This is a genomic window from Bradyrhizobium vignae (assembly GCF_900324035.1).
In the GTDB taxonomy this organism is placed as follows: Bacteria; Pseudomonadota; Alphaproteobacteria; order Rhizobiales; family Xanthobacteraceae; genus Bradyrhizobium; species Bradyrhizobium vignae.
Map to the genome: position 1 here is coordinate 7,798,615 of NZ_LS398110.1, position 26,003 is coordinate 7,824,617.

At 65.2% G+C, this 26,003-nt stretch carries 21 protein-coding genes and 1 pseudogene; 10 read left to right on the forward strand and 12 right to left on the reverse strand.

What is annotated here, in order from left to right; translation table 11 throughout:
* Window positions 1-159 precede the first annotated feature (159 nt).
* The 4 genes from BRAD3257_RS37555 (at window position 160) to BRAD3257_RS37570 (ending at window position 3,066) form a co-directional block, all read left to right on the forward strand.
* Entirely contained in the window at window positions 160-579 is a 420-nt protein-coding gene (locus BRAD3257_RS37555; RefSeq protein WP_162500491.1) for an HIT domain-containing protein, read from the forward strand.
* A gap of 11 nt (window positions 580-590) precedes the next feature.
* Entirely contained in the window at window positions 591-1,529 is a 939-nt protein-coding gene (gene nudC, locus BRAD3257_RS37560; RefSeq protein ID WP_122406023.1) for an NAD(+) diphosphatase, read from the forward strand.
* Window positions 1,530-1,535: 6 nt separating this feature from the next.
* Window positions 1,536-2,489 carry a sugar kinase gene (locus tag BRAD3257_RS37565; protein WP_122406024.1) on the forward strand — a complete coding sequence of 318 codons (954 nt, stop codon included), beginning with the start codon at window positions 1,536-1,538 and terminating at the stop codon, window positions 2,487-2,489.
* 67 nt (window positions 2,490-2,556) lie between these two features.
* Entirely contained in the window at window positions 2,557-3,066 is a 510-nt protein-coding gene (locus BRAD3257_RS37570; protein ID WP_122406025.1) for an Lrp/AsnC family transcriptional regulator, read from the forward strand.
* A 163-nt stretch (window positions 3,067-3,229) separates the two neighbouring features.
* Here the strand turns inward: BRAD3257_RS37570 and BRAD3257_RS37575 are convergent, their stop codons facing one another.
* From BRAD3257_RS37575 to BRAD3257_RS37590, 4 genes are all read right to left on the reverse strand, one after another.
* A complete protein-coding gene (locus BRAD3257_RS37575) occupies window positions 3,230-4,729 on the reverse strand; it encodes a phosphomannomutase/phosphoglucomutase (protein WP_122406026.1) in 1,500 nt (499 codons plus the stop codon).
* Window positions 4,730-4,919: 190 nt separating this feature from the next.
* A complete protein-coding gene (locus BRAD3257_RS37580; RefSeq protein WP_162500492.1) occupies window positions 4,920-5,432 on the reverse strand; it encodes a TIGR02281 family clan AA aspartic protease in 513 nt (170 codons plus the stop codon).
* A 119-nt stretch (window positions 5,433-5,551) separates the two neighbouring features.
* On the reverse strand, window positions 5,552-8,026 hold the full coding sequence (gene hrpB / locus BRAD3257_RS37585; RefSeq protein WP_162500493.1) for an ATP-dependent helicase HrpB: 2,475 nt from the start codon (window positions 8,024-8,026) through the stop codon (window positions 5,552-5,554).
* 129 nt (window positions 8,027-8,155) lie between these two features.
* Window positions 8,156-9,472, reverse strand: a complete 1,317-nt coding sequence (locus BRAD3257_RS37590) for a UDP-glucose dehydrogenase family protein (RefSeq protein WP_122406028.1) — start codon at window positions 9,470-9,472, stop codon at window positions 8,156-8,158.
* A gap of 193 nt (window positions 9,473-9,665) precedes the next feature.
* Here BRAD3257_RS37590 and BRAD3257_RS37595 point away from each other — a divergent pair.
* From BRAD3257_RS37595 to BRAD3257_RS37605, 3 genes and pseudogenes are all read left to right on the forward strand, one after another.
* Window positions 9,666-10,723, forward strand: a pseudogene (locus tag BRAD3257_RS37595) (acyltransferase family protein); the annotation flags it as partial.
* A 201-nt stretch (window positions 10,724-10,924) separates the two neighbouring features.
* Entirely contained in the window at window positions 10,925-14,017 is a 3,093-nt protein-coding gene (gene polA, locus BRAD3257_RS37600) for a DNA polymerase I (protein ID WP_122406029.1), read from the forward strand.
* A gap of 221 nt (window positions 14,018-14,238) precedes the next feature.
* Complete coding sequence (locus BRAD3257_RS37605) at window positions 14,239-14,874, forward strand: LysE family translocator (RefSeq protein WP_122406030.1); 636 nt, start codon at window positions 14,239-14,241, stop codon at window positions 14,872-14,874.
* A 29-nt stretch (window positions 14,875-14,903) separates the two neighbouring features.
* Here BRAD3257_RS37605 and BRAD3257_RS37610 read toward each other — a convergent pair whose 3' ends face one another.
* The gene (locus BRAD3257_RS37610) at window positions 14,904-15,986 is read right to left on the reverse strand and encodes an ISAs1 family transposase (protein ID WP_122406031.1); all 1,083 of its coding nucleotides are present in this window, start codon (window positions 15,984-15,986) and stop codon (window positions 14,904-14,906) included.
* A gap of 116 nt (window positions 15,987-16,102) precedes the next feature.
* Complete coding sequence (locus BRAD3257_RS37615; protein WP_122406032.1) at window positions 16,103-16,729, reverse strand: glutathione S-transferase family protein; 627 nt, start codon at window positions 16,727-16,729, stop codon at window positions 16,103-16,105.
* A gap of 171 nt (window positions 16,730-16,900) precedes the next feature.
* On the opposite strand from BRAD3257_RS37615, the gene pyrE reads away from it, so the two are divergent.
* The gene (gene pyrE / locus BRAD3257_RS37620; RefSeq protein ID WP_028176382.1) at window positions 16,901-17,464 is read left to right on the forward strand and encodes an orotate phosphoribosyltransferase; all 564 of its coding nucleotides are present in this window, start codon (window positions 16,901-16,903) and stop codon (window positions 17,462-17,464) included.
* Between the two features lie 247 nt (window positions 17,465-17,711).
* Window positions 17,712-18,494 (forward strand): DUF2865 domain-containing protein, encoded by a 783-nt coding sequence (locus tag BRAD3257_RS37625; RefSeq protein WP_122406033.1) that lies wholly within the window; start codon window positions 17,712-17,714, stop codon window positions 18,492-18,494.
* 120 nt (window positions 18,495-18,614) lie between these two features.
* On the opposite strand, the gene BRAD3257_RS37630 is transcribed toward BRAD3257_RS37625, so the two are convergent.
* From BRAD3257_RS37630 to BRAD3257_RS37655, 6 genes are all read right to left on the reverse strand, one after another.
* A complete protein-coding gene (locus BRAD3257_RS37630; RefSeq protein WP_122406034.1) occupies window positions 18,615-19,046 on the reverse strand; it encodes a hypothetical protein in 432 nt (143 codons plus the stop codon).
* Between the two features lie 118 nt (window positions 19,047-19,164).
* Entirely contained in the window at window positions 19,165-19,863 is a 699-nt protein-coding gene (gene pdeM, locus BRAD3257_RS37635; protein ID WP_122406035.1) for a ligase-associated DNA damage response endonuclease PdeM, read from the reverse strand.
* A gap of 154 nt (window positions 19,864-20,017) precedes the next feature.
* Window positions 20,018-22,594 carry a ligase-associated DNA damage response DEXH box helicase gene (locus BRAD3257_RS37640; RefSeq protein ID WP_122406036.1) on the reverse strand — a complete coding sequence of 859 codons (2,577 nt, stop codon included), beginning with the start codon at window positions 22,592-22,594 and terminating at the stop codon, window positions 20,018-20,020.
* A gap of 76 nt (window positions 22,595-22,670) precedes the next feature.
* Entirely contained in the window at window positions 22,671-23,036 is a 366-nt protein-coding gene (locus BRAD3257_RS37645) for a nuclear transport factor 2 family protein (protein WP_122406037.1), read from the reverse strand.
* A 111-nt stretch (window positions 23,037-23,147) separates the two neighbouring features.
* Window positions 23,148-23,498 (reverse strand): RidA family protein, encoded by a 351-nt coding sequence (locus BRAD3257_RS37650; RefSeq protein WP_027575148.1) that lies wholly within the window; start codon window positions 23,496-23,498, stop codon window positions 23,148-23,150.
* 96 nt (window positions 23,499-23,594) lie between these two features.
* Window positions 23,595-24,518: a CE1 family esterase gene (locus BRAD3257_RS37655; protein WP_122406978.1), complete on the reverse strand. Its 924-nt coding sequence runs from the start codon at window positions 24,516-24,518 to the stop codon at window positions 23,595-23,597.
* A 206-nt stretch (window positions 24,519-24,724) separates the two neighbouring features.
* On the opposite strand from BRAD3257_RS37655, the gene BRAD3257_RS37660 reads away from it, so the two are divergent.
* Window positions 24,725-25,729: a PAS domain-containing protein gene (locus tag BRAD3257_RS37660; RefSeq protein WP_122406038.1), complete on the forward strand. Its 1,005-nt coding sequence runs from the start codon at window positions 24,725-24,727 to the stop codon at window positions 25,727-25,729.
* Window positions 25,730-26,003 lie beyond the last annotated feature (274 nt).

Below are 26,003 nucleotides of genomic sequence, written 5' to 3' on the forward strand. Positions count from 1 at the left end.
GGTTATGGGCTCCGGATCTGCGCGCGCCTGAGGCGCGCTTGTCCGGGGCGACGACCGAGTATGCGGCTAGAGCGGAGCCCGGATCCTTCCCCTATCGGAATCGCTATCGTATGGTCGGACCCGATAAGCCCGATCCCATCGGGCCATCCGGAAACGCATATGCCCGAACCCGCCTGGTCGCTGCACTCCCGCCTGAAAGAGGACACCATCGACATCGGCGATCTGCCGCTGTCGAAGGTGCTGGTCATCAAGGACGCGCATTATCCATGGCTGCTGCTGGTGCCGCGGCGCGCCGACGCGGTCGAGATCATCGATCTCGACGAGGTGCAGCAGGCGCAGCTGATGACGGAGATCTCCCGCGTCTCGCGCGCGCTGAAGGAGATCACCAAATGCGACAAGCTCAACATCGCCGCGCTCGGCAATCTCGTGCCACAGCTGCACGTCCACATCATCGCGCGGCGGACCAGTGACGCGGCCTGGCCGCGACCGGTATGGGGCGTGATGCCGCCGCTGGCCCACGACGCCGCCGAGGTTCAGAATTTCATCAGCGCGCTTCGCCGCAAGATCTGGTTGGGTTGAAAGAACAAGAAATGTCAGCATTCGACGCGTTTCCGCTGGGGCAGCCGGCCTTCGTCACCAACATTCTCGACCGCGCCGCGCATCTGCGCCGCGATGACGAGAAGCTGTTCGCGCTGGAACAGAAGCCATCCTCGCGCGCCTATGTGGTCTATCGCGACTCGCTGCTGGTGAAGCGCGAGGGCGACAAGGTGCGCGCACTGCTCTCGATCGACGAGGCGCTGAAATGCGGCGCCAATCCCGGCACGATCTTTTTGGGCCTGCGCGACGGCGCGGCCGTGTTCGGCATGGGCCTGTCGCAGGCCGCCGCCGAGAAGCTGATCGGCCGCGAGGACTACACCGTGACCGAGCTGCGCGGCATGGCGATGCAAGGCGCGCTTCCGCCGCAGGAGCTGTCGGCGATCGCGATGGCGAAATCGATGGTGAGCTGGCATCAGCGCCACGGCTATTGTGCCAATTGCGGCACGCGTACCGCGATGAAGGAAGGCGGCTGGAAACGCGACTGCCCGGCCTGCAAGGCCGAGCATTTTCCGCGCACCGACCCGGTCGTGATCATGCTGGTCGCCTCCGGCGACAAATGCCTGCTCGGCCGCCAGAAGCATTTTCCGCCCGGCATGTATTCCTGCCTCGCCGGCTTCGTCGAGGCCGCCGAGACGATCGAGGACGCGGTACGTCGCGAGATCCTGGAAGAGTCCGGCATTCGCTGCACCGACGTGCAGTATTACATGACGCAGCCCTGGCCGTATCCGTCGTCGCTGATGATCGGCTGCAGCGCGCGGGCGCTGAACGAGGACGTCGTGGTCGACCGCATGGAGCTGGAGGACGCGCGCTGGTTCACGCGCGAGGAGGCGGCGAAGATGCTGACGCGGACGCATCCGGACGGGCTCGCCGGTCCGCATCCCTTCGCCATCGCCCATCATTTGCTCGGCCGCTGGGTACACGACAAGAGCTGACCGGCGATGTCGCTATCCGGGAGCGCGCCGCGCGTCGTCTGCATCGGCATTCCCGTGCGCGATCTCACCTTTCGCGTCGAGGCCGTGCCGGCGCGCGGCAGCAAGGCGAACGCCACGCATCTCGCGGAGATCTGCGGCGGCAATGCCCTCAACGCCGCCATCGCGATGGCACGACTTGGCGGCCGCGTCGCCTTTGCAGGTCCCATGGGCGATGCGCGGGAGACGTCGAGCGACTTCATTCTCGCGCAGATGGCGCAGGAGGGGATCGACACCACGCACATCGTGCGCATGCCGGGCCTGGCGACGCCGGTCTCCGCGATCATGATCGAGCCCTCGGGAGAGCGCACGCTCACGATCTATCGCGATCCCGGCCTGTGGCGCGTGAAGCTGCCCGACGCTGACGAGCTGCTGGGCGATTGCCGGGCGGTGCTGATCGAGAGTCGCTGCGGCACCTTCAGCATCGATCTCTGCACCGAGGCACAGCGGCGCGGCATTCCCATCATCGTTGGCGTCGACCGCGCGATGTCGTTGCAGGACGAGCTGCTCGCCGCCGCATCGCACCTGCTGTTCGCCAGCGAACAGGTGCAGGAGACGGCCGGCATCACCGGCGACGGCGAGGCGTTGAAGCGCCTCTCCGCCCTGACGCCGGCCTTCCTCGCCGCCACCCGCGGCCCGCATGGCACGATCTGGCTGGACGAGGCGGGCGCCCTTGAGGAGACTCCGGCCTTCCCGGTCCAGGCCGTCGATACGCTGGGCGCCGGCGACGTCTTCCATGGCGCATTCGCGCTTTGCCTCGCCGAGGGTAAGGGAGTGCGGGAAGCGCTGCGATTCGCCGCGGCCGCCGCAGCGCTGAAATGCACCCGCCATGGCGGCGGCCTCGCCGCCCCACAACGCCTTGAAGTTGAAGAGTTTTTACGTGAGCACCCCTGGAGCAATTCCACTGCCACGCGCAGATTATAGGCTTGCCGTGGAAGGATTTTCTCTATATCACGGGAATCTGCCCCTGAAATGGAACAAAGTTCTTCAAATGACTGATGTCGCCGTCCAGATCCCCGAGACCAGCCGCCGCCTCGATGCCATCGACCGCAAGATTCTGATGGTCCTCCAGGAAGATGCGTCCCTCTCCGTCGCCGAGATCGGCGACCGCGTTGGCCTGTCCTCGACCCCCTGCTGGAAGCGAATCCAGCGGCTGGAAGCCGACGGGGTCATCCTGAAGCGGGTCGCCCTCGTCGATCAGAACAAGATCGGGCTCGGCATCTCCGTGTTCGTGTCGGTCGAAAGCTCCGACCATTCCGACGCGTGGCTGAAGCGGTTCGCCGAAGCCGTCAGCGCCATGCCCGAGGTGATGGAGTTCTACCGCATGGCCGGCGACGTCGATTACATGCTGCGCGTCGTGGTCGCGGACATGCAGGCCTATGACGTGTTCTACAAGAAGCTGATCAGCGCCGTGCCGCTGAAGAACGTCACCTCGCGCTTCGCGATGGAGAAGATCAAGTCGGTCACCGCGCTGCCGATCCCGGCAGTGGTGGCGGCGTAGGTCGCACCACACAGACGCTGTCATCGCCCGGCGAAGACCGGGCGATCCACTATCCCAGAGACGGTCGTTGTTGAAGCGAGAGGCCGCGGCGTACTCGATGCCCCGATCAAGCCGGGGCATGACAGCGGAGAGAGAAGCGTGGATCGCTCCCCTCGAGCCCACCTCAGATCTTCTGATTGTACTCGCCGACTTCCGGATGCGTGCGCAGCACGCTGTTCACCATCTCGAACATGTCGTGCATGCGCTGCTCCGAGACCGGGCTCTCGACCACGACGACGAGCTCGGGCTTGTTGGAGGAGGCGCGCACCAGGCCCCAGCTGCCGTCCTCGACGGTGACACGCACGCCATTGACGGTGACGAGATCGCGGATCGCCTGGCCGCCGATCTTCGCACCCTCGGCCTGCAAGCCCTCGAAGTGCTTCACCACCTTGTCGATGACGCCGTATTTGACCTCGTCGGCGCAGTGCGGCGACATGGTCGGCGACGACCAGGTCTTCGGCAGCGCGTTCTTCAGGTCGGCCATCGACTTGCCGGGCGCGCGGTCGAGCATGTCGCAGATCGCGATCGCCGACACGAGGCCGTCGTCATAGCCGCGGCCGAACGGCTTGTTGAAGAAGAAGTGGCCGGACTTCTCGAAGCCCGCGAGCGCGCCCATCTCGTTGGTGCGGCGCTTCATGTAGGAGTGGCCGGTCTTCCAATAGGCGGTCCTGGCGCCCTGCTTCTGCAGCACGGGATCGGTGACGAACAGGCCGGTCGACTTCACGTCGACGACGAACTGGGCCTCCTTGTGGATCGCCGACATGTCGCGCGCCAGCATCACGCCGACCTTGTCGGCAAAGATCTCCTCGCCGGTATTGTCGACGACGCCGCAGCGGTCGCCGTCACCGTCGAAGCCGAGGCCGACATCGGCCTGGTGATGCAGCACCGCATCGCGGATCGCGTGCAGCATCTCCATGTCTTCCGGATTCGGATTGTATTTCGGGAAGGTGTGGTCGAGCTCGGTGTCGAGCGGAATCACCTCGCAGCCGATCGCCTCCAGCACCTGCGGCGCGAAGGCGCCGGCGGTGCCGTTGCCGCAGGCGGCGACGACCTTGAGCTTGCGCTTAAGCTTCGGGCGATTGGTCAGGTCGGCGATGTAGCGCGCCGGATAGTTCTCGTGGAATTGATAGGACCCGCCCGCCTTGTTCTTGAACTCGGCGTTGAGCACGATCTCCTTCAGCCGCGTCATCTCGTCGGGGCCGAAGGTCAGCGGGCGATTGGCGCCCATCTTCACGCCGGTCCAACCATTGTCGTTGTGCGAGGCGGTCACCATGGCGACGCAGGGCACGTCGAGATCGAACTGCGCGAAATAGGCCATCGGCGTCACCGCAAGGCCGATGTCGTGCACCTTGCAGCCCGCCGCCATCAGGCCGGTGATCAGTGCATATTTGATCGAGGCCGAATAGCCGCGAAAATCATGGCCGGTGACGATCTCCTGCCTGACGCCGAGCTCGGCGATCAGCGCGCCCAAGCCCATGCCGAGCGCCTGCACACCCATCAGGTTGATTTCCTTCTGGAACAACCAGCGCGCGTCGTATTCGCGAAAGCCCGTCGGCTTCACCATCGGCTCGGATTCGAAGGCGTAGGTGTTGGGCAACAATACGGATTTCGGCTTCGGGAACATTGAGACGGTCTCGTAAGAAGGGGGCAGGATTTGCTGCAGCCTTAGCGAATGCAAGGCCGCAACGAAAGACGGGAATGAAGGCTTATGGCCGATAATTGCGGCAGTTTGGTAACGAAGCAACGTTACCGCGAGGGCAGGCAGAGCAGGAAATCTTTCTGAAATGAGCCGCCCTGATCGCAACAGACTCTGCCTATTGCTCCAGCACCATCTGGCCGTCGGCGTATTCGAAGCGCTTGAGGCGAGACAGAAAGGAGAGGCCGAGCAGGTTCTCCGACAGCGCCTCGTCCGGCAGCACCATGGCATCGACGTCGCGCACGATGAGGCCGCCGACCTCGAGCATCGCAATGCGGGTGCGCGCGGCCTTGATGGTGCCGTTGGCGGTGGAGACGGTGGCGCTGTACTCGCTGCGCGAGGGACGCAGACCAAAGCGGGCCGCCGAAGTCTCATTCAGCGCAACCACGGAGGCGCCGGTATCGATCATGAAGCCGATGCGCTGGCCGTCGATCCGGCCCTCGGTCTGGAAGTGTCCGCGCGCGTCGCGGGAAATGGCGAGGCTGCGGCCTCCAGCTGGCGCGGTCGCCGCAACCGCGACCGTGGTGCGCGGCACCGAGGTTGCTGAGGCGGAGCTCATCTTGTCCGCCATCTGGGCCATGAAGGTGCCGAGGCCGATCATGACGGCCGCGATGATCATAATGTTACGCATCACACCACTTCCGAGCCGGAAAGCTCGATTTCACCACGCCGCACGTCTGCCCGCGAGCGAAGGCACGCCGGGGCTCCTGTCATTTTGACGAAAAGGATGAGCGGAGGGTTAATACGATTTCACGTCCCGCGCGGCTTCGCCCGCCTTGTCGGCACTGCGCTCGCGGGATCGTCGGGCCAGGGGTGGCGCGGATAGCGGCCGCGCAGATCGGAGCGGACGGCGGCGTAGCTGCCGCGCCAGAAGCCGGGCAGATCGCGCGTCACCTGGACCGGGCGCTGCGCCGGCGACAGCAATTCCAGCACCAGCGGCACCTTGCCGGCGGCGATCGACGGATGGGTGTTGAGGCCGAACAATTCCTGGAGCCGCACCGCGATGGTCGGCCCCTGCTCGGCCTCGTAGTCGATCGCAAGCATGCTTCCGGTCGGCGCTTCGAAATGCGTCGGCGCCTCGCGGTCGAGCCGCGCGCGCATCTCCCATGGCAAGAGCGCCATCAGCGCGTCGGAGAGATCGCCCGCGGAGATATCCTTGAGTGCGACCTTGTCGTAGAGCGCCGGCACCAGCCAATCCTCACGTCGCGCGATCAACCCGCCGTCGGACAGATCGGGCCAGCTGTCGCCCTCGGCCTTGCGCAGGAACATCACACGGTCACGCCACTGCCTGGCGGCCTTCGACCAGGGCAGCCGGTCGAGACCGGCGGCGATCAATCCATCGGCGAGAATGCGCGCGGTTTCCTCGGAAGGCGACAGTGCGAGGGTGGCTTCGGACAGCGTCATCGCGTGCAGCACGCGCTTGCGCCGCGCGCGTAGCGCCATTGCGCCGCGGTCGAAGGAGATCTCATCGGCGGTCTCGATATGCTCGGCGAAATGCCGCTCGATCTCGTCCTGGGTGATTTGCGCCGCGAGCAGGATGCGTCCGCTCGCCGCCGTCCCCGTCATCTCGCCGATCGCGATGTAGGGCGCGCGGGCGAGCGAGGAGGTCTGCTCGACGGCAGCGCCACGGCCGTTGGCCAGCACGAAGCTGCCGTTGCCGCGGTTGCGCGCGACGCGATCCGGGAATGCATAAGCGAGCATGAGGCCGGTCGAGAGATCCTCCTGCTGCGCCACTTTCTCCGACGCCGCGACCTGCGAGGCCCAGCGGCGCGCCAGATCGCGCGCGCTCGCAGCGCGCGGCGAGCGGTCACGGCGGAACTGGTGGCGGCGGTGCTCGAGATCGACGCTGTCGCCGCCAAGGCCGCGCTCGGTGATGATGGCGGCGATCTCGGCGGCAGCCTCGCCGCTGCCTACACGGTGCGAATCCACGATCATGCGCGCCAGCCGAGGCGGCAGCGCCAGCGAACGCAGGCTCTTGCCTTCCGCGGTAATGCGGCCGTCGCCGTCGAGTGCGTTGAGCTCGGTCAGCAGGCTCTTTGCTTCCTTCCAGGCCGGCTGCGGCGGCGGATCGAGGAACGCCAGGGCCGCAGGATCGCTGACGCCCCATTGCGCGAGATCGAGCACGAGCGAGGACAGGTCCGCGCTGAGGATTTCCGGCTGCGTGTAAGGCGCCAGCGAGGCGGTCTGCGGCTCGTCCCAGAGCCGGTAGCAGACACCGGGTTCGGTGCGGCCGGCGCGGCCGCGGCGCTGGTCCACCGCCGCGCGCGAGGCGCGCACGGTCTCGAGCCGCGTCAGGCCGATATCGGGCTCATAGCGCGGCACGCGAGCAAGACCGCAATCGACCACGATGCGCACGCCTTCGATGGTGAGCGAGGTCTCCGCGATCGAGGTCGCCAGCACCACTTTGCGTGTGCCCTTCGGCGCCGGCGCGATGGCGCGGTCCTGCACGGCGGCATCGAGCGCGCCGAATAGCGGCACGATCTCGATGCTAGCATCCTGCACGCGCTCGCCGAGAAAGGTCTGGGTGCGGCGGATCTCGGCGGCACCCGGCAGGAACGCCAGCACCGAGCCGCTATCGGCCCGGAGCGCGGAGGCGATCGCATCCGCCATCTGGCGCTCGATCGGCGCGTCCGCCTTGCGGCCGAGATAGCGCGTCTCGACCGGAAAGGCGCGTCCCTCGCTCTCGACGACGGGGGCATCTCCCAGCAGCTTGGCGACCCGCGCACCGTCGAGCGTTGCCGACGTCACGAGGATGCGCAAGTCTTCGCGCAGGCCGGTTTGCGCATCACGCGCCAGTGCGAGGCCAAGATCGGCATCGAGCGAGCGCTCGTGGAATTCGTCGAACAGGATGGCGGCGACGCCGGAGAGTTCGGGGTCGTCGAGGATCTGGCGCGTGAAGATGCCCTCGGTCACCACCTCGATGCGCGTGGCGCGCGAGATCTTCGAGCCGAAGCGGACGCGATAGCCGACGGTCTCGCCAGCGCGCTCGCCGAGCGATTTGGCCATGCGATCGGCACTGGCGCGCGCGGCGATGCGGCGCGGCTCCAGCACGATGATCTTCTTGTCCTTGGCCCAGGGCGCATCGAGCAAGGCTAGCGGCACGCGTGTGGTCTTGCCGGCGCCAGGCGGCGCCACCAGCACGGCGGCGTTATTGGCCTCCAGCGTGCACGACAAATCGTCGAGCACGGCATCGATCGGGAGGGGCGTGTCGAAGCTGCGGGGCAAGGAAGCATCCGGTCGTCATGCCCGGCCTTGTGCCGGACATCCACGTTCTTTCAGGCGAGAGTGAACAAGACGTGGATGGCCGGGACAAGCCCGGCCGTGACGGTTTCGTTCAACAAGGATGTGCAGCGATCAGCCCTGCACCGACGGCCGGCCGACGCTCTCATAAGTGAAGCCGGCGGCCTGCATGTCTTCGGGGCGGTAGATGTTGCGGAGGTCGACGACGACCGGCTGCGCCATGGTTGCTTTCAACCGGTCGAGATCGAGCGCGCGGAACTGCACCCATTCGGTCACGATGACGAGCGCGTCGGCGCCTTGCGCGCAGGAATAAGCGTCCTCGCAATAGGTGATATCGGGCAGCTCGCCCTTGGCCTGCTCCATGCCGACGGGATCGAACGCCTTCACCTTCGCACCCATGTCGATCAAGCCCGTTACCAGCGGGATCGACGGCGCGTCGCGCATGTCGTCGGTATCGGGCTTGAAGGTGAGGCCGAGCACGGCGATGGTCTTGCCGCGCAAGCCTCCGCCGAGCGCCTGGCTCACTTTCCGCGCCATCGCGCGCTTGCGATTCTCGTTCACGGCCAGCACCGATTCGACGATGCGCAAGGAGACGTCGTAATCCTGCGCGATCTTGATCAAGGCTTTGGTGTCCTTCGGGAAGCACGAGCCGCCGAAGCCGGGGCCGGCATGCAGGAACTTGGTGCCGATGCGGTTGTCGAGACCGATGCCGCGCGCGACCTCCTGGACGTTGGCGCCGGCCTTCTCGGAGAGATCGGCGATCTCGTTGATGAAGGTGATCTTGGTCGCCAGGAACGCGTTGGCGGCGTATTTGATCATCTCGGCGGTGCGGCGCGCGGTGAACATCAGCGGCGCCTGGTTCAGCGACAGTGGGCGATAGATGTCGCCCATCACCTTGCGGCCGCGCTCGTCGGAGGTGCCGACCACGATGCGGTCGGGGAACTTGAAATCGCGGATCGCCGCGCCCTCGCGCAGGAATTCGGGATTGGAGGCGACAACCACATCGGCCGCAGGGTTGGCTTCGCGGATGATGCGCTCGACCTCGTCGCCGGTGCCGACCGGCACGGTCGATTTCGTCACCACCACGGTAAAGCCGGTCAGCGATTGCGCGATCTCACGGGCGGCGGCGTAGACGTAGGAGAGGTCAGCGTGCCCATCGCCACGGCGTGAGGGCGTACCGACCGCGATGAACACGGCATCGGCATCGGCAACCGGCTTGGAAAGGTCGGTGGTGAAATCCAGCCGCTTGGCTTTGACATTGTTCGCCACCAGTTCGTCGAGCCCCGGCTCGTAGATCGGGATCTCGCCGCGATGGAGCGCGGCGATCTTCCTCTCGTCCTTGTCGACGCAGGTGACGTCGTGGCCGAAATCCGCAAAGCAGGCGCCGGATACCAACCCCACATAGCCCGTGCCGATCATCGCAATCCGCATGAAAAATCCTGTTCCAGCTTGGTTAACGGAAGCCCAATTCGAGGCGGTTTAGCATTTTCTCGAGGTCATGGAACAGTCCGCATGCAAAAACCGGCCCGCGATTTGAACCGGTAAAGAAGTCGGAAACCACTGGGCTCCAAACTGCCCCACGCCCACACAGGGACGGGCGGAACGCGCCTCGAAAAGGGACATCATGGCACGATCGGGCACAATCGCGGCGGCCGGGCTTTCCAAGGCGCCTTCGGCCCGCGCGTCGACTGGGTCGACTATGCCAAGGGCATCTGCATCGTCATGGTCGTGATGATGCATTCGGTGCTGGGGGTCGAGCTCGCCGCCGGGCAGACCGGTTTCATGCATGTCGCCGTGGCCTTTGCAAAGCCGTTCCGGATGCCGGATTTCTTCCTGATCTCGGGCTTGTTCCTGTCTCTGGTGATTGATCGGGATTGGCGAACCTATCTCGACCGCAAGGTGGTGCATTTCGCCTATTTTTATGTCGTCTGGGTGACAATCCAGTTCGGCTTCAAGGCGCCGGCCTTTGCCGCGGAGACCGGCTGGCGCGCGGTCGGCCTGCTGTACCTCGAATCCTTCATCGAGCCGTTCGGCACGCTATGGTTCATCTATCTGTTGCCGATCTTCTTCGTCGTCACGAAACTGACACGCAAAGTCCCGCCGCTCGCGATCTGGCTCGTTGCCGCGGCGCTGGAGACCGCACGGATCACCACCGGCTGGACCGTCATCGACGAGTTCTGCGCGCGCTTCATCTATTTCTATTCAGGTTATCTGTTCGCACCATACGTGTTCGCCCTGTCGGATCGCGCGCGGACTCGTCCCGTGCTTGCGCTCGCGGCGCTCGCGACCTGGGGGCTGGTCAATGCCGGCCTGGTCGCATGGGGCGCCAGCGAATGGATGCTCGTCTCGCTCGTGCTCGGCTTTGCCGGCGCCTGCGCCATCATCACCACGGGCACGCTGCTTGCGCGGGTGCAGTGGCTCAACTTCCTCCGCTTCTGCGGCGAGCATTCGATCGTGATCTATCTCGCCTTCTTCCTGCCGATGGCGGCGACACGAACGCTGCTGCTGCGCACCGGCGTCATTGCCGACATCGGTACGGTGTCGCTGGTGGTCACCATCGCCGGCGTGCTCGGAGCGCTGGCGATGTGGCAGGTGGCGCTGCGCCTCAACGCGCGCTTCCTGTTCGAGCGGCCGGATGTATTCTGGATCGCGCCGAGGAAGGCGGGAGCGATGTTGCAGGCGGGCACGCTGTCGTCGCCCGGCTTGACCGCGCGACCCAGTATTCCAGAGGCAGCTGTTATCGACCGATAGGCCGCGGCGTACTGGATTCCCCGCCTTCGCTGGGAATGACAGCGGAGCATGGGGGAACGACAGTGGGGATAGCGCCCCAAAAATCCGCCTCCCAAGGCTGTCAAAGCCCCCAAAAATTCATACATTGCGGCCATGCCCAAAACAGCCCCGAAGACCACTGCCAAAGCTGACACCAAGGCCGCGCCCAAAGCTGCGGCCGACACCAAACCCGCTGCTGCCAAGACTGCTGCCAACACTGCTGCCAAACCGGTCGCGGCCAAGGCGGCCGGCAAGGGCGACCACGTCTTCCTGGTCGACGGTTCCTCCTACATCTTCCGCGCCTATCACGCGCTGCCGCCGCTGAACCGCAAGTCCGACGGTCTCCAGGTCAATGCCGTGCTCGGCTTCTGCAACATGCTGTGGAAGCTCCTGCGCGAGATGCCGGAAGACAACCGGCCGACGCATCTTGCCATCGTCTTCGACAAGTCGGAGATCACCTTCCGCAATAAGATCTATCCGGATTACAAGGCGCACCGGCCGCCCGCGCCTGACGATCTGATCCCGCAATTCGCGCTGATCCGCGAGGCCGTGCGCGCCTTCGACCTGCCGTGCCTGGAGCAGGTCGGCTTCGAGGCCGACGATCTCATTGCGACCTATGTGCGACAGGCCTGCGAGCGCGGCGCCAGCGCCACCATCGTGTCGTCCGACAAGGATCTGATGCAGCTCGTCACCGATTGCGTCACCATGTACGACACCATGAAGGACCGCCGCATCGGCATCCCCGAGGTGATCGAAAAGTTCGGCGTGCCGCCGAACAAGGTGGTCGAGGTGCAGGCTCTTGCCGGCGATTCCACCGACAATGTGCCCGGCGTGCCCGGCATCGGCGTCAAGACCGCGGCGCAGCTGATCATCGAGTATGGCGACCTCGACCAATTGTTGTTCCGCGCCGGCGAGATCAAGCAGCCCAAGCGGCGCGAGGCGCTGCTCGAGAACGCAGAGAAGGCACGCATCTCGCGGCAGCTCGTGCTGCTCGACGACAAAGTCGATCTCGATGTGCCGCTGGACGATCTCGCCGTCCACGAGCCCGACGCGCGCAAGCTGATCGCGTTCCTGAAGGCGATGGAGTTCACGACGCTGACGCGACGTGTCGCCGAATATTCGCAGATCGATCCTGCCAACGTCGATGCCGATCCCGGCTACGCAAAGGGCGCGAGCGTATTCTCGCCGCTGCCGCCCTCGGACGTCGTGCCCCTGCCGGGGAGCGGCACGCCGGCGCAGACCGCGCCGGTCGAGCGCAACAAGTCGGCGGGGAAGGAGGACAAGGCTGCGAGCCCGAAGGGTGCGCCGATCTCGCTCGCCGCCGCGCGCGAAGAGGCGCTGCGCAAGCTTCCGGTCGATCGCGGCAAATACCAGACCATCAAGACGCTGAAGGAGCTCGACGCCTTCATCGCGCGCATCCACGATGCCGGCCATGTCGCGATCGAGACGAGAGCCAACTCGATTGATCCGATGCAGGCTGATCTTTGCGGCATCGCGCTGGCACTGGCGCCGAACGAGGCCTGCTACGTGCCGCTGGCGCACAAGCAGTCCGGCGGCGGCGCCGGCCTGTTCGATGCCGGCCTCGCGCCGGACCAGGTCAAGCATGACGACGCGCTGCAAGCGCTGCGGCCGGTGCTGGAATCAGCCGGAATTCTCAAGATCGGCTTCGACGTCAAGTTCACCGCAGTGATGCTGGCGCAGCACGGCATCACCCTGCGCAACATCGACGATGCGCTGTTGATCTCCTACGTGCTCGATGCCGGCCGCGGCTCGCATGCGCTGGAATCGCTGTCCGAGCGCTGGTTCGGCCATGCCATGCTGAAGGAAAACGAGCTGCTCGGCAGCGGCAAGGGCAAGATCACCTTCGACCAGGTGCCGATCGACAAGGCCGCACCACTGTCGGCGGAAGCCGCCGACGTCGCCCTGCGCGTCTGGCGCGTGCTGAAGCCGCGCCTCGTCGCCGAGCACATGAGCGCGGTCTACGAGACCCTGGAACGGCCGCTGGTATCGGTGCTCGCACGCATGGAGCGGCGCGGCATCTCGATCGACCGCCAGGTCTTGTCGCGCCTCTCCGGCGACTTCGCCCAGACCGCGGCGCGGGTCGAGGCCGAGATCCAGGAGATCGCAGGCGAGCCGGTCAATGTCGGCAGCCCCAAGCAGATCGGTGACATCCTGTTCGGCAAGATGGGACTGCCCGGCGGCACCAAGACCAAGACCGGCGCGTGGTCGACCACCGCCCAGGTGCTCGATGAACTCGCTGAGCAGGGCCACGACTTCCCGAAGAAGATTTTGGAGTGGCGCCAGGTCTCCAAGCTGAAATCGACCTACACCGACGCGCTGCCGACCTATGTCAATCCGCAGACGCATCGCGTGCACACGACCTACGCGCTGGCCGCGACCACGACGGGGCGATTGTCGTCGAACGAGCCGAACCTGCAGAACATTCCGGTGCGCACCGAGGATGGCCGCAAGATCCGCCGCGCCTTCGTCGCGACGCCCGGACACAAGCTGGTGTCCGCCGACTATTCGCAGATCGAGCTGCGCCTGCTCGCCGAGATCGCCGACATTCCCGTGCTGAAACAGGCGTTTCGGGATGGGCTCGACATTCACGCGATGACGGCCTCAGAGATGTTCGGCGTGCCGATCAAGGGCATGCCGAGCGAGATCCGCCGCCGCGCCAAGGCGATCAATTTCGGCATCATCTACGGCATCTCCGCCTTCGGCCTTGCCAACCAGCTCGGCATCGCGCGCGAGGAGGCGTCCGCCTACATCAAGAAATATTTCGAGCGCTTCCCGGGCATCCGCGCCTACATGGACGAGACGCGCGATTTCTGCCGGAGCCACGGCTACGTCACCACGCTGTTCGGCCGCAAGTGCCACTACCCCGACATCAGGGCCTCGAACGCCTCGGTGCGCGCCTTCAACGAGCGCGCCGCGATCAACGCCCGGCTCCAGGGCACCGCCGCCGACATCATCCGCCGCGCCATGACGCGCGTCGAGGATGCACTCGCCGAGAAGCAGCTCTCCGCGCAGATGCTGCTCCAGGTGCATGACGAACTGATCTTCGAGGTGCCCGACGACGAGGTCGAGGCGACGCTCCCCGTCGTGCAGAAGGTCATGCAGGACGCGCCGTTCCCGGCCGTGCTGCTGTCAGTGCCGCTGCATGTCGATGCACGCGCGGCGAACAACTGGGACGAGGCGCATTGATTGCTGCTTTCGCCGGATGCTGCGCAACGCGCCGCCCTTCCGGCGTGGTGCGCTGCTGATCCGGGGGCCACGCCGCACCAGCTGGGGCGCCGCTCTCGGCGCAAACTTTCACGCTGCGCCGCGTCCGGGACACGGAATCTGAATTGTCCTCCGAGCAATTGCGCGATGGCCCGGCAAGGCCTCGCATATTAGAACCGTGCCATCTCCCGCACTGGTTCACCATGCCCCACACCTCCGCCCTGCTCGGCTTTGCCCTCGTCTGCCTCGGCCTCGTGCTCACGCCGGGACCGAACATGATCTATTTGATCTCGCGCTCGATCACGCAAGGGCCCGCGGCCGGTATCGTCTCGCTCGGCGGCGTCGCGCTCGGCTTCGTGTTCTACATGCTGTGCGCGGCGTTCGGCATCACGGCGCTGCTGCTCGCCATTCCCTTCGCCTATGACGCGCTGCGCTTTGCCGGTGCCGGATACCTGCTGTGGCTCGCCTGGCAGGCGGTGAAGCCGGGCGGGCGTTCGCCGTTCCAGGTGAGGAAGCTCGCGATCGACAGCCCGCGCAAATTGTTCGCGATGGGATTCGTCACCAACCTGCTCAATCCGAAAATCGCGATGCTGTATCTGGCATTGCTGCCGCAGTTCATCGATCCCGCCTCCGGCAGCGTGCTGACGCAATCGGTGGTGCTGGGCGCGATCCAGATCGCGATCAGCGTCAGCGTCAATGCGATGATCGCGCTCGCGGCCGGATCGATCGCGCTGTTCCTGGCGAACCGGCCGAGCTGGATGCTGGTGCAGCGCTGGCTGATGGGAACGGTGCTGGCCGGGCTCGCGGTGCGGATGGCGGTGGAAGCGAAGAAGGTGTGAGCTCTCTTACCCTCCCCTCCAGGGTAGGGCTATCGCATATGGGCGAGGGCGGAGAGAAGGAAGTCATTATTCCATCTGGCTTGGAGCATTTTGTGGCTGATGCGGGCAGGACCGGGCGTTGCCTGCAGGGTATTGATGGCCAGCTTGCGGATGAGGGCGAGATTTTCGGCGGCGTGATCTTTGCGGCTGCGGCAGGCATCTTCGTCGAACAGAACGTCGAGAACCCAGTGCAGGTTGTTCTCGATGCTCCAGTGGGCACGCACGACCTCGAGCAGCTTTTTGGCCGACAGCAGGCGCGAGGCGAGGAAGTATCGGACCGTATGCTTGGCGGTCTTGCCAGAGTTTGCGCGCCAGCTGTCGATGCGACCGACTGCGGCGATAGCGGGGAAGTCGTATTGCTTCGCCAACTGAGGAGCCGGCGCGACGATGGCCTGCCGGCGCTCGGCGCGACCGTGGGCAGTGGCTCTTCGTTGACTCGCTCGCGCGGGCTTTCGGGCTGTATCGACCAACGTCTTGGCGGCCTTGAAGAGCCGGCCACGGTTACTCTTGATGGCCAACACGTAGTGCCCCTTCCGGTCGCGGATGGCCTGCGCGGTGTCGGGCCGGCAATGCAAGGCATCGGCGGTGACAAGAGCCCCGTCCAGATCGAGCAGGGCGAGAACTTCGAGAGCCCCGGCAACCTCGTTGCGGTTGGGAGCCTTTCTCTGGGCCAGCGCCATGCGAGTGCCTGCGGCCCAGACATTGACCATATGCAGCGGCGTGGCCTGCCGGCCCCGCGTGTAGGCCCCGCGCAGCGCCTTGCCGTCGATGCTGACCACCCCCTTGATGCCGAAGCTCTTGCTGAATTTGCGCAAAACCGCTTCCAGCCCCTTCGGATCCAGCGCACGGAAGACGTTGCTGAACGTATCGTGGCTCGGAATGCCGTGCCTGAGCTCCAGGAAGCGCCGCAACAGCTCCTCGCGGCCTTGGCCAAAGAACTCGAACTCGGTGCAGGTCTTGGCGCCAGCCAGCGTCGCCGCCAAGGCGATGACGAGGATCTCCACAAGATCATGTCGGGTGTTGCTGGCGCGCGGGTCCTTGAGCGATCGAAACAGGCGCTTGAGCTTGCGCATTCAGGTCTCCCTCTGGAATCGAGAGACACCCAAAGAATCCAGTTCCAACCGCTTGGCAACACCCTGCCAGCACCATATGCGATTCCCCTACCCTCCAGGGGAGGGTAAGCGGCAGCTCAATCCAGCTTCGCGTCCATGCCGCGCTTCACTCCCGGCCGGGCCATCAGAGCGTCGTACCAGCGTTCGACGTTGGGGAAGTCGGCCAGATCAACCTTGTGGCGAGGATGACGCCAGGCCCAGCCCAGGATGGCAAAATCGGCAACCGAGAGATCGCCCGCTACGAAGTCGCGACCGGCCAGGCGGCGGTCCAGCACCCCATAGAGCCGGCGCGTCTCCGCCATGAAGCGCTTCAGGCCGTAGGCGCGATCCTGCTCATTCTCCAATGCGATGAAATGGTGCACCTGGCCCGGCATCGGGCCGAAGCCACCCATCTGCCACATCAGCCATTCGTAGACGGGGATCCGCTGGCTAAGCGATTTCGGCAGGAATTTTCCGGTCTTTTCGCCGAGATAAAGCAGGATGGCGCCGGATTCGAAGATGGTGACCGGCTTGCCGTCGGGCCCCTCGGGGTCGACGATCGCGGGGATCTTGTTGTTGGGAGAGAGCTTGAGGAACTCGGGCGCCATCTGCTCGCCCTTGGTGATGTTCACCGGGATCACCTTGTATGGGAGCCCCATCTCCTCCAGCGCGACCGAGATCTTGCGGCCGTTCGGCGTGTTCCAGGTGTAGAGCTCGATCGTCATTCCCGTTTCCTTCCCCAAGAGGCTTGCCCTCAACTACTCCAGAAGGTTGCGCCCTCACAACCGGCGGACCGGGATGGCCGATCCCTGTTGACGGGAGACGCCCCCTCTGGAATGTCGCGGCCGTCGCGGATAAATTCCGCCTCCACCAAAAACGCTGTTCGAGGGACCGCCGTGTCGAAATCCGCCTCCCGCGCCCGCCTGTTCGAAATCATCCGCCGGCGCTCCTTCGGCCGCGGCGAGGTGACGCTCGCGTCGGGCCGCAAGAGCGATTTCTATTTCAACCTCAAGCCGACCATGCTCGACCCCGAGGGCGCGACGCTGCTGGCCGAGTTGACCTATGAGGCGCTGAAGGACGACCAGCTCGATTTCATCGGCGGGCTCGAGATGGGCGCGGTGCCGCTCGCCGGCGCGCTGGCGCAGATCTCCTGGATCAAGGGGCATCCGATCGCGGCGTTCTTCGTGCGCAAAAAGCCGAAGGAGCACGGCGCCAAGCTCGCCATCGAAGGCCTGCCCAAAGGTGAGACGCTGGCGGGCAAGCGCGTGGTGATCGTCGAGGACGTCACCACGACCGGCGGTTCGGCGATGAAGGCGGTGGAATCCGTGCGCGAGGCCGGCGCCAATGTGGTGCTGGTGCTGACCATGGTCGACCGCGAGGAAGGCGCCACCGACACGTTCGGTGCGGCCGGCTTGCCGTTCCGCTCGCTGTACAAGGCCTCGGAGTTCTTGAAGGCCTAGGTGACGAAATCTCCTCCGCCTTCTTGCCCGGGTGTAGCCAGGAAGCAACCATCCGTCGGAAGCTGTGCCCGGCCTTAAAGAGGTCACCGCCTCGACTTGAAACCGCCTCTGCTCAACGGCTCATTTACCATCCCACTTTATGGTGAATCATGTGCTGAGACCCGTAGGGTTCCAGCCGGTCAGTAGCGTCGGGTGGAGTAGGCGGTTGCGTACAATCTCGTCCCATGCGCGCCGGCGGCGTCGCGCGATGCCTGTGGCCGCCATCCTGGCCGCGCCACTGCTTGCGGCTCCGGCCCCGGTTTCGGCCGAAGGCCTGTTCGACTTCCTCTTCGGCGGAATGCAGCAGCAGCGGCCGCAGCGCGAGGTGCCGCAGCAAGCGAGTTCCTACACCGACCCCTTCACCGGCCAGCAGAATGCGGCGACCCCGCAATATGTGCCGCCGACCCGCGCGGCCGCGGCCGGCGGCTCGGGCCCGGCCTTCTGCGTGCGCAGTTGCGACGGAAAATATTTTCCGCTGATGCGCGGCCTCGCCTCGCCCGCACAGATGTGTCAGGCGTTCTGTCCCGCCAGCCCGACCAAGATCTATTTCGGCTCGTCGATCGATGGCGCCTATTCGCAGGCCGGCGAGCGCTACGCCGACAGCGAGAACGCGTTCGCCTATCGCAAGGCGCTGCGCGCCGACTGCACCTGCAACGGCCGCGAGCCCGCCGGCCTCGCCCCGGTCGATCTCGCGCTGGATTCATCGCTGAAGGCCGGCGACGTGATCGCTACCACCGACGGCCTCGTGGCCTACACCGGCATCCGCGTCGGCAACGACCAAGCCGCGGACTTCACCCCGGTTGCCTCCTATCCCGGCCTCACGGCCCAGGTCCGCGCGCGCCTCGGCGAGATGAAGGTGGCGCCGGTGCGGGCCGACACGGTGTCGGCAGATGCGCCGACGTCAACCGAGATCGTGCGCGAGCCACTGCCGGATGTGTCGGTGCCGAAGACGACGGCGCAGAAGCCGGCGAAGCGGGCGGGGCTGGATTAGCCCTCACCTGCATCCGAGCCGTCATTGCGAGGAGCGCTTGCGACGAAGCAAGTCCAGGATCCCTCCACGGAGAGATTCTGGATTGCCTCGCTGCGCTCGCAATGACGGAGTTTGCGGCACTCACCTCCCGATGATCACCCCGATCACGTTCGGTGCTGCCAGATATTTCTCCTCGATCGCCGCCCGCGCAGCGGCGCGGTTTTCCGGCGTCAGGAGGCCGCGCTTCTCGGCTAGGATCATCCAGCAAAAGCCCCACCAATCGGTCAGCATGCCCGCTTCGCCTATGAGGTCGTAACCCTGCTCGGCCGCGAAGATGCGGGCATGCGCCTCGTCCAGCGTGTCGAGAAACAGATGGTCCTCGGTCGAGAACAGATCGTCGCTGATGTCGTCGATGGTGTAGCCCCAGATCGACTGGCACACCGCGTTGAACTCGCGATCGAACTGGTCGTCATCGACGGCGTAGCGCCGTGCCGCCTGATGCAGCCGCGACAGCGAGCGCGCGAAATCGGCGATCCGGGTGAGGGCAAACTGGTCGAAGGCAATGGTGGACATGTAGTCCTCGCAAAGTCGGACAGACGCTAGATATTGTGTCGGCGATGCGCCGAATCACAATGATATATCAAAGACTTGCTAAAGTGTTCTTAATTTGTTCCGGGACGCGACCCATTCCTCAATAGCAGCGCGAGGCCGCAATGGCGTGGACGCGGCGGTCGCCGAGGATATGGGCGACAAAGCCGTTCTCCGGAAAGATCTTGGCGAAGGCGGCGTCGCGGATGCTGAGGCCGCCGGCATAGGCGCCGAAAGCGGGCATCACGGCACGCATCCCATCGCTGGCGAAGCAGCGGCGCTCCATCGAGCGGCCGCGCGCGGAGACGCGCGCCTTGGGATGCAGATGGCCGGCGATCTCGCCGGCCGCCCCGGTCGGCTCGTGGCGAAACGTGATGGGCCCGACCGCAACCTCGCCGGCGACGGTGCCGCCGAGATCGCGCGGCAGGATGGGATCATGATTACCCGAGATCCAGATCCAGTCGCGGCCGGTCTGGAGTGCGGCGACGGCGTCGCGGTCCTCCGCCGACAGCCGCTCATGCGCGGTGCGGTCGTGAAAACTGTCGCCAAGCGCGATGACGATACGTGGATCATGGCGGGAGATGACAGCAGCGAGCCGGCCGAGCGTTGCGATGGTATCGTAAGGCGGCAGCAGCACGCCGCGCGTCGCGAAGCTCGAACCCTTCTCCAGATGCAGGTCGGAGACGACCAGCAGGCGCTGCTCTTCCCAGAACAGCGCCCCGGAGAGATCGGTGTGGAGTGCGATGCCGGCGACATCCAGTCTGCCTGTCGAAGTAATCGATAGCGCAACATGCTCCGTCATGGCGGGGCTTGTCCCGCCTGCGCCGCCGAAGCCGCTTCGGCGCGGCGAAGGCCCGGCCATCCACGTTCTTGCCGCGGCAACAAAGACGTGGATGCCCGGGTCAAGCCCGGGCATGACGATGTGGATGGGATTGCGCGCCTCACCGGCAAATTCTCTACGACATCGCTTCCTTAACGAGTTCGTCGGCAGCTTCCGCCAACAATTCGTCTGCAGCCTCGCCATAGACTGACTCGCGGCCGATTTCCAGCATCACGGGGACCGCCAGCGGAGAGACGTGGTCGAGTTCCCGGTGCGTGATGCGGCCCTGGATGCGTATCAGCATGTCGCCGAGGCGGCGCAGGTCGAGCAGGCCCGTGGCGGCATCGGCGCGTGCGGCTCGGAGCAGGACGTGATCGGCCTGGTGCTTGCGCAGCACGTCATAGACGAGATCGGTCGAGAACAGCACCTGGCGGCGGCTTTTCTCTTCTCCGGTGTGGCGCCGCGCGATCAGGCCGGAGATGATCGCGCAATTGCGGAACGTGCGCTTCATCAGCGCGGATTCGGCGAGCCAGGCTTCGAGATCGTCGCCGAGCATGTCGGGGGCGAACAGCGCATTGAGGTCGATCCGATTGTTGCGGATCATGAAGGAGAGGTCGCCAAGTCCCCAGATCGCCACGGCATATTCGTTGGCGACGAAGCCGAGCGGCCGCGCGCGGGCGCGCTCCAGCCGCCGCGTCAGCAGCATGCCGAGGGTCTGGTGCGCGAGGCGGCCTTCGAAAGGATAGCAGACGAGATAGTGCTTGTTGGCGCGCGGAAAGCTCTCGACCAGGAGCTCGCGCACTGCCGGCACGCGCGAAACATCCTTCTGCAGCGACAGCCAATCGCGCACCTGCTCCGGCAAGCCGCCCCATGCGCGGCCATCATCGAGCAGGCGGCGGACGCGCTCGGCGAGATAGGTCGACAGCGGGAATTTGCCGCCCATATAGGAGGGCACTTTCGGATCCTTGTCGTGCGCACGCGAGACATAGACCTGATCCTCGACCAGCGTCTCGTAGCGCACCACTTCGCCTGAGAACACGAAGGTGTCGCCGGGGCTGAGGCCCTCGATGAAGGCCTCCTCGATCTCGCCGAGCAGCCTGCCGCCGCGCGCGATCACGCCGGTCGAGCCCGTACCGCCGCCGCGGGAGCGCACCAGGCGCACCTTCAGCATGTCGTCCTCGACGATGGTGCCGACATTCAGCCTGTAGCTCTGCCGCACCCTGGGATTGGCGACGCGCCAGCGGCCTTCCTTGTCCTGCTTGATGCGGGCGAAGCGCTCATAGGTCTTCAGCGCGTAGCCGCCGGAGGCGACGAAATCGACGACGTCGTCGAAATCCTGCCGCGACAGATCGGCGTAAGGCGCGGCGGTGCGCACTTCGTCGTAGAGCTCGTCGGAAAAGAACGGCTCGCCGCAGGCGCAGCCGAGCACGTGCTGCGCCAGCACGTCGAGTGCACCCGTGCGCAAGGGCGGCGTGTCCTGCGCATTCTCGGCGATCGCATCGATGGCGACGCGGCATTCCAGCACCTCGAAGCGGTTGGCCGGCACCAGCACGGCGCGGGAGGCTTCGTCGAGGCGATGATTGGCGCGGCCGATGCGCTGCATCAGGCGCGAAGAGCCCTTGGGCGCGCCGATATTGACCACCAGATCGACGTCGCCCCAGTCGACGCCGAGATCGAGCGAGGAGGTGCAGACCACGCCGCGCAGTCGACCCGCCGACATGGCGTCCTCGACCTTGCGGCGCTGTGCGACGTCGAGCGAGCCGTGATGCAGCGCGATGGCAAGGCCATCGTCGTTCATGCTCCAGAGATGCTGGAACAGCATCTCGGCCTGGCTGCGGGTGTTGACGAAGACCAGCGTGGTCTTGTTGGCCTTGATCAGCTCGTAGATCTCGGGGAGCGCGTGGCGCGCGCTGTGGCCGGCCCAGGGCAGCCGCTCGCGCGTATCGAGCATCTCGACCACGGGCGGCGCGGCACCGCCGGCCATGACGATGTCGGCGGCGACTTCCCGGGCTTCGGGCTGCGGCACCAGGAAGCGCGCGAGCTGCTCCGGCTCGGCTACGGTTGCCGACAGGCCGATCGCGCGCATTTGCGGCGCGAGGCGCCACAGTCGCGCCAGCCCGAGCGAGAGCAGATCGCCGCGCTTGGACGTCACCAGCGCATGCAGCTCGTCGAGCACGATGCGCTTCAGGGAGGAAAACAGGAACGGTGCGTCGTCGGAGGAGAGCAGCAGCGCGAGCTGCTCGGGCGTCGTCAGCAACACGTCCGGCGGATAGCGCCGCTGCCGCTGGCGCCGCGACACCGGCGTGTCGCCGGTGCGGGTCTCGACCTTGATCGGCAGCGCCATCTCCGCGATCGGCCGCTCCAAATTGCGCGCGATGTCGACGGCGAGCGCCTTCAGCGGCGAGATGTACAGTGTGTGCAGGCCACCGCTGCGCTGCACGTTGCGCCCGGTGGAGACGAGACTCTTCTTCGCGCCCGCATCTCGTGTCGCGGGCTGCGCCGAAAGCTCCACCAGCGTCGGCAGAAACCCCGCAAGCGTCTTGCCGGCGCCGGTCGGCGCAATCAAGAGCGCCGAACGGTCGTCGCGCGCCTTCTCCAGCAGCGCCAATTGATGCGCGCGCGGCGACCAGCCGCGGGCTGCGAACCACGCCTGGAAGGGATCCGGCAGCAGCGCGGCCGGCTCGGCCGATGTTTGGAGAATACGGGGCGGCACGGCATGACAGGTAAGCCGCAGGAGCGGATTCGTCGAGGGGTGGCCCTTCCCGCCTGCGCGAGAAGGGCCAGAGGTCTCACGCCCCGGTCGGCACCTGGTCCAGAAATCCGGTCACGCTGCTGATGCGCCCGTCCCTCAGCACGGCAAAATCGGTGCCTTTGATCGGGCTGTCGGCGCCGTCAGGACCAAGTCCCCACGAGAAGCGGATGTGGTCGCCGTAGCCGTCGGGCTCGCCGATCAGCTTGAATTTGAAATCGGGAAAGCGCTGCTGCACGCCGGCGATCAGCGCCTCGATGCCGTCGCGGCCGTCACCCTTCATCACGGGATCGACATAGCGCGCATCCGTCGTCCAGCTTTCGCTGAGCAGTTCGCGGCGACGACCTGCCGTGCGTTCGTTCCAGAGCTCGACATAGCGGCAGGCGATGGTGTTGGGATCAGTCATGATGTGCTCCTTCGATGGCGCCGTATTGTCCGGCTGACCCGACTATCGAAGGTTCACGCGCGTTGATCGATTACCTCGGAGGTCATCAACGCGCGTGAAGTTCTCGCGACATCACTTCGCCGCGGTCACCATGATCTCGACCGTGTATTGCGGGGCCGCCAGCTTGGCCTCGACGGTGGCGCGCGCGGGGGTGTTGCCGGGCGACACCCAGGCGTCCCACACCGCGTTCATCTCGCCGAAGGTCTTCATGTCGGTGATGTAGATCGTGGCCGACAGCAGCTTCGATTTGTCGGTGCCGGCCTTGGCGAGGTGGCCGTCGATGGTCGCCAGGATGTCCTGGGTTTGCTTCGTGACGCTTTCGCCGGCCGCCTTGTTGGCGACGACGCCGGCGAGATAGACGGTGTTGCCGTGCACGACGACCTGGCTCATGCGCGGGCCGGTTTCAAAACGCTGAATGCTCATTGGGGATCTCCTGGTGGAATGGCGGCCCTGTCTAGCCCAGCGATTTGCGGCGAGCCACCCCTGACACGCATGCATTGCCTGGCACGCATGCGTCGTTCACGGAAACTGACTGAAGAACGCCCAGATCGTTTCGGCGCCGTCGATGTCGCCGTTTTGCGGTCCGAGCAGGCTCCTCGCGACCTTCGGGAAGCGGGCATCCGGAGCAAAGCCGGGCATGCGGTGGCCGCCATGGTTGATGCGATAGAGCACGACGTCGTGCCCAGTCGGGCAGCGCGAGCTGATCCGTGTCACTGTGGACTGATCTGCGGGCGCCCTGTCGGGCAGGTCGGTCACCCCGGCATCATCGGTCTCGCAGCCATTGAGCCTGCGCCAGAACGCCAGCGTCTCCTCGGTCGACCAGAACCCGTCCGCGGCAAAATAGCTCGATCCGTGTCCGCCCTCGTAGGGCACCAGCGGGTCGGCCGTGCCGTTCATGAGCAGCATCGGCAGCGGCCGCGACGGATGGCAGGTGACGGCAGCCTCATCGGTGAGATTCATGATCACGCTCGCAGCGGCCGCGAACAGATCGGCCCGGGCGCAAGCGAGCGTCATTGCCATGGCGCCGCCATTGGAGATGCCGGTGACATAAACGCGCTTCGGGTCGGCCGTGCCGTCGGCCACCAGCTTCTCGACGAGTTTTGTGATGAACGCGACGTCGTCGGTGCCCTCGGGTGGGCCGCGCAGCGCGGGTCCCGCCTTGGTCCTCGCATCGGCCCAGGCGTGATTGAGTCCGTCCGGAAAGACAACGGCCAGACCCTCGCGCCTGGCAAGCTGCGGCCAGGCCGTCCGCGCGACCATGTCGGCGCCACGCTGCGTCTTACCATGCAGCACGATCACCAGCGGTGCGGGCTTTTTCGCCGGCAATTGCGCGGTGTAGGAGCGCTTCACGCCGTTAACATCGACGGTGTCCGCCCATGCAGGAGAGAAGCAGCAGATCACCGCCAACCAGAACAGGGCAACGTGCAAGGCGCGTCGTATCATCCAGGCCATGATCGGTATCATCGATGGCGTTTAGCCGGTTCGACGCCAACCAAGTTCAAGATTTCGGCGTGAACGTCGACCACATGTATATACCGCCTGATGGCACAAATATTATGCAGCAATCGCGAATTGAGCTGCGTGAACGAGCGATGTAATATAGACTGCAATTATTAGTTGAGACTTAATTTTCACGACGAGGGGCTGAATTGCGCCACCTGGAGAGCTACCTCGACGCTTCGGAGATACTTCGTCTTTTTGAAGAAAAATTTGGGACCGGCGTCTGGCACTGCGATGCTGAAGGCCGGATGCAGTGGTCGCGTGGCTTTTACGGCCTGCTGGGACTCGATCCCCATACCGTCGCGCCCAGCTATGCGGAAATCGAGAGACGAATTCATCCGGAGGATCGCCGTCCGCAGCGCGATCCACGCGGATTCGCGTTCGACCGGTCTTTGCTCGACGGCGAGTTTCGCATCATCCGGCCGAATCGTGCGCTGCGCTGGCTCCGCATCCAGTCCGAGACTTTTTTGAACTCAGCCGGCGAGCCGGAATGCGTGGTCGGCGTTGCCATCGACATCACCGAACATCGCAGATCGCTGCAGCCTCTCAAGATGGATGCGGATCGCTACGCGGCGCTGACGCAGGTCGCAGGCGGACTGCTGTGGGTCGGCAGCCGGGACGGCCGGATTACCGCGCTTTTGAACGCGGAGAACCAGCCGGACGCACACCGGTTTTTCGGCAAAGGCTGGCTCGACCTGCTTCCCGAAGAGGAGCGCGAAACGGCCTTGCGGATCTGGGCGGCCGCCGCCGAAACGGGACAGCCCTACGATGTCGAGCATCGACTGCGCCAGTCCGACGGCTCCTACCGCTGGTACCATTGCAGGGCTGTGCCGGTCCCGGACGCGGATGGCGGTATTCGGGAGTGGTTGGGAATCTCCACGGACGTGCACGAGGGGCGGCTCTCGGCCCAGCACGTCTCGACGTCGAGGTTGACCGGCGCGCAATTGCGCGCGGCCCGCGGCATGCTGAACTGGTCGGTGAAACAGCTCGCCGCGCGAACCGGGATTTCTGCCGCCGTGATTCGCCGGCTTGAGGAGCAGAACGGTCTCTTGCGGCTGCCCGACGAGACATTGACGAGCCTTCGCGACACGCTCTCGTCCGCGGGCATCGAGTTCATCTTCGGAGCCGGAAAACCTGGCGTGAGGCCAAGATGATCGTCACGCCGCCAATCGCGGTGGCGATCGATATTTGCACAGGCCGAATGAGATGCTTTGCACCTGTTTTGATGGTGGCGCAGCGCTCTGTCGATTGAGACGCAAAAAGCCGGCAAGCCCAGCGTTTTGATTCCGGCTGCGGAAGTAGCGCGCAATTTTTGTGCGTTGAGAGAGCTTGCGAACAAATTTTTCTTAATGCCGCAATAAGCAATTTTGGTCACCTTGTCGGCACACGTCCAAGTCAGAATCGAAAGGACGTGAAACTGACGGTAGT

Excerpts from the sequence above, each read along its gene's own strand:
- BRAD3257_RS37645 (WP_122406037.1), bottom strand. The coding sequence starts at position 23,036 with ATGACTGATCCCAACACCATCGCCTGCCGCTATGTCGAGCTCTGGAAC.
- BRAD3257_RS37615 (WP_122406032.1), bottom strand. The coding sequence starts at position 16,729 with ATGACGATCGAGCTCTACACCTGGAACACGCCGAACGGCCGCAAGATC.
- polA (WP_122406029.1), top strand. The coding sequence starts at position 10,925 with ATGCCCAAAACAGCCCCGAAGACCACTGCCAAAGCTGACACCAAGGCC.
- BRAD3257_RS37630 (WP_122406034.1), bottom strand. The coding sequence starts at position 19,046 with ATGTCCACCATTGCCTTCGACCAGTTTGCCCTCACCCGGATCGCCGAT.
- BRAD3257_RS37605 (WP_122406030.1), top strand. The coding sequence starts at position 14,239 with ATGCCCCACACCTCCGCCCTGCTCGGCTTTGCCCTCGTCTGCCTCGGC.
- BRAD3257_RS37650 (WP_027575148.1), bottom strand. The coding sequence starts at position 23,498 with ATGAGCATTCAGCGTTTTGAAACCGGCCCGCGCATGAGCCAGGTCGTC.
- BRAD3257_RS37590 (WP_122406028.1), bottom strand. The coding sequence starts at position 9,472 with ATGCGGATTGCGATGATCGGCACGGGCTATGTGGGGTTGGTATCCGGC.
- BRAD3257_RS37655 (WP_122406978.1), bottom strand. The coding sequence starts at position 24,518 with ATGATACGACGCGCCTTGCACGTTGCCCTGTTCTGGTTGGCGGTGATC.
- BRAD3257_RS37610 (WP_122406031.1), bottom strand. The coding sequence starts at position 15,986 with ATGCGCAAGCTCAAGCGCCTGTTTCGATCGCTCAAGGACCCGCGCGCC.
- BRAD3257_RS37575 (WP_122406026.1), bottom strand. The coding sequence starts at position 4,729 with ATGTTCCCGAAGCCGAAATCCGTATTGTTGCCCAACACCTACGCCTTC.
- BRAD3257_RS37625 (WP_122406033.1), top strand. The coding sequence starts at position 17,712 with ATGCCTGTGGCCGCCATCCTGGCCGCGCCACTGCTTGCGGCTCCGGCC.
- BRAD3257_RS37570 (WP_122406025.1), top strand. The coding sequence starts at position 2,557 with ATGACTGATGTCGCCGTCCAGATCCCCGAGACCAGCCGCCGCCTCGAT.
- BRAD3257_RS37580 (WP_162500492.1), bottom strand. The coding sequence starts at position 5,432 with ATGCGTAACATTATGATCATCGCGGCCGTCATGATCGGCCTCGGCACC.
- pdeM (WP_122406035.1), bottom strand. The coding sequence starts at position 19,863 with ATGACGGAGCATGTTGCGCTATCGATTACTTCGACAGGCAGACTGGAT.
- nudC (WP_122406023.1), top strand. The coding sequence starts at position 591 with ATGTCAGCATTCGACGCGTTTCCGCTGGGGCAGCCGGCCTTCGTCACC.
- BRAD3257_RS37565 (WP_122406024.1), top strand. The coding sequence starts at position 1,536 with ATGTCGCTATCCGGGAGCGCGCCGCGCGTCGTCTGCATCGGCATTCCC.
- BRAD3257_RS37555 (WP_162500491.1), top strand. The coding sequence starts at position 160 with ATGCCCGAACCCGCCTGGTCGCTGCACTCCCGCCTGAAAGAGGACACC.